Consider the following 5,477-nt stretch of genomic DNA (forward strand, 5'->3'; position numbering starts at 1 on the left):
TCTCAACCCGGTGATCCGGGGAGAGGTGCAGGTTCACGACGGCACACAGTATGTGAACCCGGAAACCTGCTCTGAGAACGATCTTCGCGAATTGCGCCGCCACCGGATCGCGATGGTGTTCCAGCAATTCGGTCTTCTGCCATGGCGCACGGTTGCCGAGAATGTCGGCTTCGGTCTTGAATTGGCGGGCATGCCGGTGAAGGAACGTGCTGCCAAGGTAGAGGAACAGCTGAAACTGGTCGGGCTCAGCGGCTGGGGCGAAAAATTCGTTCATGAGCTTTCAGGTGGGATGCAGCAACGCGTCGGTCTTGCCCGGGCATTTGCCACTGATGCCCCGATCCTCCTGATGGATGAACCGTTTTCGGCGCTTGACCCGTTGATCCGCGACAAGCTGCAGGATGAACTGCTCGATCTTCAGAAAGAACTGAACCGCACAATCATCTTTGTCAGCCACGACCTCGATGAGGCCGCCAAAATCGGGTCTCGTATCGCGATCATGGAAGGCGGGCGGGTGATCCAGCTTGGCACACCACAGGAAATCGTCAAGAAACCGGCGGATGACTATGTGGCGGATTTCGTCAGTCACATGAACCCGCTCAATGTTCTGAGGGCTCGCGATATCATGGTGCCACCAGGCAGTTTGCCTGGGTCACTCGCAAGTGCTCTGACATGCGAGATCAATACGCCCATCCGCGATGTCGCCAAACTGAAGAAAACCAGTTCGGATCCTGTTGTCGTTCAAAAGGACGGTGCGATTGTCGGTGTCATTGGCGAGAACGAATTGCTCGACTGCATGCTCTGACTAGGTCGACATCATTTGCAGAACACAAAAAAACGGGGCCGTTTGGCCCCGTTTGCGTTTGATCACATGCAGCTGTTGGACAGTTGCCCGTCGCCTGCAATGTGAAAACGTCAAACTTTAGAGAAGCTCGAGTTGAGCTGCCTGCTTGCCGCGTCCGCGGCGATCGTCTTCAGCGACGAAGGAAATTTTTGCGCCTTCAACCGGCGTTCCGATCCCGGCCTGTTCGAATGCTGTGACATGGACAAATACGTCCTTGCCGCCGTTTTCCGGAGTGATGAAGCCGAAACCACGGTCGTGGTTGAAGAACTTAATGGTGCCGTTCTCGCGCATGGAGAAACCTTTCCGTTAGTTGGGTGCGCATGCCCGTTTCAGGAACAGCGCGGGTATACGAGAAGTCAATTAGAAACGGAAAGCTTGGGTATTCAGAGCAGCGCTTAATGGAGCAGCCACCGAAGTCAGTCTCACCGGGTCTACGTCATGTCCCGTACGGCACAACGCGTGCCGATGCCCGATAATGTAGGAGCGTCTTTGCCCTGCGGCAAGTGAAAGATCGTTGAGACTGAAAGTTGGTGAAATTTGGGTTTCGTTTTTACGTCACCCAAATTTGTGCACCCGAATTACCTCACTATGGCCGTCTTCTTTTCATGCTTTGGCCAATTCCCTTTTGAAAACTCCTGTCGAGGAACACCGGTGGGAGGTGGGTTTGTCCAGATATCTGATGTTTGTTTTCGTCTCGTTTTTTGTGATTGGCCCGACCAGGGCCGGTACGCCTGTTCATGTTGAACAGAAGTGTCCGATCGGGGGAGAGACGTTCATAATCGTCAAATCGCCGTCCTGCTCCTACTTCGGGCAGAGCATGTCATTCCGTAGAGTTTCCACCTGCGATTACATCACCCGGCTACCTGTCTGTCCGGGCAATGATTTGCCGATTTTTCGGGAATTCAGCACCGAAGAAGTCGGAAAACTGTCTGAATTTGTAGAAACGGAAGAGTTTGGCAGGCTTCGTCAGCTGGATCCGTGGCAGAGGGCTTACAAGGTTGAGGAGTATCTGGGGCAGACCGGTTCAAGTTCCGGGTTTCTGCTGCTGCTGCAGGCTCTTTGGTACGAAAACGAGAGCTTTCTGGCCGATGAACAGTTTCTGGATCTTTTCGCCGCCGAAGCTGAAGCCGAAATCGACCGGGTTGAGAATGCGGAAAAACCGTTCGTTGCAGCTATTCTGGCTTATGCCTTTGCAGCTGCGGAAAACCGCCAGCAAGCCGACGCCTGGTTCGAAAGAGCCAAAAGCCTTAACGAGCAGGTCGGCAATGATGCCAGCAGTTCTGATTTCCTGCGCTCCTATCTGACGAAACTGTCCACCTGTCGGAACAACATGACTTCGGCGGAGTGTTCACCCGATGCGCCCTTCGAGCCGGAGCAAAAAAACTGATTGGCAAAAATACGCCCCCTTGTGACCCCTGTCACAGAGCCTGAAATGCGACAACGTTAATGTCCTTTCATGAGCTGAGGCCGAACCTCGCGAGAAACGAAGGAACACTGACATGTTCAAGAAGTTTGCTAATACATCTGTTGCGCTGGCCCTTGTTGCCGGTGCCGCATTGACGACCGAAACACAATCCGCCAACGCCGCTGAAGGCTGGCAGGTTGGCGTTGGTGTTGCCAGCGGTCTCGCAGCAGGTGCAATCCTCGGTTCAGCCCTGTCGCGGCCGCGATACGTCGCACCGCCGCCTCCGCCGGTCTACTATCAGCCTGCACCGGCTCCGGTCGTTACCTATCGTCCGGCGCCCTGGACACCAGCCTGGTATCAGTACTGCAGCAACAGGTATCGTTCGTTCAATCCGAACACGGGCTATTTTCTGGCCTATTCCGGCCAGTACCGCTTCTGCCAATAAGCCGGCCCGCAATCGACCCGTGAAGGGGTCTCCGGCTACTCCCTGCAAGGCGCAGCCTCCCCAGCCTTGCAGGGAGATTTGCTTGTCTTTCAGGTCTCGGACATGCGTTTAGCCGCACGCATGGTCGTTTCAAGCTGGTTTAGAAACCTCGACCTGTCGGCTTTGGAAAAGGCTGGGCCACCTTCTCGAATTTCACCGATCTCGCGCAAATGCGTGTTCAGGTCTCGCATGGCGAGCCGCATGCCTATTCCTTCCTCGCGGAAAGGTTTGCCCGTCGGACCAATCACAAGCGCCCCCGCCTTGACACAGCGGGAGGCAAGCGGAACGTCCGCTGTGATGACGACATCCCCTTTTTGAGCCCGCTCCGCGATCCAGTTGTCCGCCTCGTCCGGACCTTCGGGAACGACCACACGCTCAATCAGGTCGCCTTCGGGTAAACGCATCCAGCTGTTGGACACAAATTTGATCGCCACATTGTGCCGTTCCCCCACGCGAATGGCCTCATTTTTCACCGGACACGCATCGGCATCGACATAGAGAATGGTCATGTTGCCGGTCCTCTTTCTTTATTCTCCAAGATGGCCGCTATGCCGTTGGCCGCTCTGTAACTCATGGCAAAACAGGCTTGCAGGAGGTATCCGCCGGTTGGCGCTTCCCAGTCCAGCATTTCTCCTGCTGCATAGATACCGGGCAGTTTCTTGAGCATGAGATGGTAGTCGAGCTCATCCAGCGAGATGCCTCCCGCGGAAGAAATCGCCCTGTCGATCGAATAAGGCGCCACGCATCTTATCGGTATAGACTTGATCAAACCGGCAAGCTCCGAGATTTCGTCTGGAAAAGGTCCGGGTTCCCTCAACAGTATTTGTTCCGCCGGATTGAGCTTGAGCACCTTTTTCAAAAATGTCGCGTAGGATTGCTTGCCGCGCGGACGTGCGAGTTTCCGCACCAGATCGTCGATACTTGACGACGGCCTCAAGTCAATCCGGATCTCTGCAGATCCATTGGCATTGATCGCATCCCTGATGTCCGCTGATAGGGCGTAGATTGCTCCGCCTTCAAGTCCCTCTTCGGAAATGACCGCTTCTCCGGGAACGGATTTTTCGCCGAACTTGACAGCGATCCGTTTCAGGGGAGCCCCCGCTGCCCGCGCCTTCAATATGGAACTCCAATTGACCTTGAAGCCGCAATTGGACGGTTGAAAACGGTTCACCTTGATATCCCGGTTCTCCAGATAAGAGACCCAATCGGCATCGGAGCCCAGTTTTGGCCAGCTGGCGCCGCCCAGGGCAAGCAAGGTGGTGCGTGCGGGCAAGACCTGCCGTGCCTCTCCGTCAGGTTCGACGATGGCAAATCCGTCGTCCGAAAACCCGCTGAAACGATGGCGAGCGCGCAATTGAACCCCGTTGCCTTCCAGCCGCCGAAGCCAGGCGCGGAGCAGAGGAGAGGCTTTCATGGTTTTGGGGAACACCCGGCCGCTGGACCCGACGAAAGTTTCCTGGCCGAGATCGTGGCACCACTCCCTTAGAGCTTCGGGTGGATAATCCCGAATCATCAGTGTCAGAAATTCCTCCGCGTTCCGGTACCGGGAAACAAAAGTGGCAAGGTCTTCGCTGTGCGTGAGATTGAGTCCACCACGCCCCGCCATCAAAAATTTCCGGGCAGGCGACGGCATCCTGTCCACAATCAAGACGGAGTGACCCTGCGACGACAATTGGTCTGCGGCAAACAAGCCGGCTGGACCGGCACCGAGTATCAGGACATCAAGCATGGCGCCTTATAGTTCAGCCGGGTTGCAAAACACCACCACAGAATTCCTTCGCGTCAGAAGGATTGCACGTTGGCGTAGCTGCGATTGTTGATGCAAGCATTTGTTATCCGTCTCATGAGAAGATCCCGGCATGATCAGGCAGGAACTAACGCCCGTTGGGCGACTGTTCTGCGGGAAAGGGTGCCGTGCATGGACAAGACCACGGATCTGATTGTTGTCGTGGACCCGGACGAAAACGTTCAGACGGGTTTTCAGCGCCTTTTTGGAGAACATTACAGGCTTGTCTGCTTTTCCGCCTCGGAGGAAGCCCTTGCTTTTCTGAAGCAGAACAACGGCGTCGCAATCATCTTTTCCTGTTTCAATCTGCCGGGGCGAGGGGGAGCAGCGTTTTTGCGGGCAGCGGAAATGATAGTTCCCCAGGCAGCACGCGTGATGCTGACCCGAGAGACATCTGCCGAGGCAATCAAACAGACATTGAATGAAGGTCACGCCTTCATGTTTCTGGAAAAGCCATGCCAGTCTTCGGAGTTGAGTTCAGCCCTGGAAACAGCCATGGCGCATCACCGCCAGTTGGCCAAGAACCGCGCCCTGTTGGAACGCACCCTTGCCGGGTCGGTCAAGCTGTTGATCGATATGCTCGGCCTGTTCCATCCCGAAGCCTTTCGGCGCACAGGTACGGTTCGCAAACAGGCGTTGAAACTTGCAAGGCAACTGGGATTGAAATCGACCTGGGAGCTGGAAATGGCGGTCATGCTGTCGCCTTTGGGGGAAGCCTTACTGCCGAAGCAGATCCTGGCGCGCTATCGCGCGGCGCGCAGCTTGACGGAACAGGAGAGAGATGTTCTTGACCGGGCCCCGGCACAGACGCGGGACTTGTTGAAAAACATACCTCAGCTGGAGAAAGTGTCCGAGCATCTTTATCTGTCGGCACGCGGATTTGACGGGTCCGGTTTTCCGAAGGATGGACCGACTGGTAAGGACATTCCGACGATTTCCCGCATTTTGAAACTTTTGACCG

At 55.5% G+C, this 5,477-nt stretch carries 7 protein-coding genes; 4 read left to right on the forward strand and 3 right to left on the reverse strand.

All coding sequences use genetic code 11. The features are described 5' to 3' along the window. On the forward strand, positions 1-802 hold an 802-nt coding region (locus K5905_RS26575; RefSeq protein WP_297589869.1), incomplete at its 5' end, for an ATP-binding cassette domain-containing protein. Between the two features lie 117 nt (positions 803-919). On the opposite strand, the gene K5905_RS26580 is transcribed toward K5905_RS26575, so the two are convergent. Beyond that, positions 920-1,132, reverse strand: a complete 213-nt coding sequence (locus K5905_RS26580; RefSeq protein WP_141188395.1) for a cold-shock protein — start codon at positions 1,130-1,132, stop codon at positions 920-922. A gap of 373 nt (positions 1,133-1,505) precedes the next feature. On the opposite strand from K5905_RS26580, the gene K5905_RS26585 reads away from it, so the two are divergent. Beyond that, positions 1,506-2,228, forward strand: coding sequence for a hypothetical protein (locus K5905_RS26585; protein ID WP_297589877.1), 723 nt, complete (start codon positions 1,506-1,508; stop codon positions 2,226-2,228). 112 nt (positions 2,229-2,340) lie between these two features. Beyond that, complete coding sequence (locus K5905_RS26590; protein ID WP_297589881.1) at positions 2,341-2,691, forward strand: BA14K family protein; 351 nt, start codon at positions 2,341-2,343, stop codon at positions 2,689-2,691. Positions 2,692-2,780: 89 nt separating this feature from the next. Here K5905_RS26590 and K5905_RS26595 read toward each other — a convergent pair whose 3' ends face one another. Together K5905_RS26595 and K5905_RS26600 are read right to left on the reverse strand one after the other, a co-directional pair. Next, positions 2,781-3,239: a YaiI/YqxD family protein gene (locus tag K5905_RS26595; RefSeq protein ID WP_297589884.1), complete on the reverse strand. Its 459-nt coding sequence runs from the start codon at positions 3,237-3,239 to the stop codon at positions 2,781-2,783. After that, entirely contained in the window at positions 3,236-4,459 is a 1,224-nt protein-coding gene (locus K5905_RS26600) for a TIGR03862 family flavoprotein (RefSeq protein ID WP_297589886.1), read from the reverse strand. The genes K5905_RS26595 and K5905_RS26600 overlap by 4 nt, the downstream gene beginning before the upstream one ends. Positions 4,460-4,648: 189 nt before the next feature. Here K5905_RS26600 and K5905_RS26605 point away from each other — a divergent pair. Further along, a partial coding sequence (locus K5905_RS26605; RefSeq protein ID WP_297589889.1) for an HD domain-containing phosphohydrolase occupies positions 4,649-5,477 on the forward strand: 829 nt, incomplete at its 3' end.

The organism is Roseibium sp. (assembly GCF_025698965.1).
Lineage (GTDB): Bacteria > Pseudomonadota > Alphaproteobacteria > Rhizobiales > Stappiaceae > Roseibium.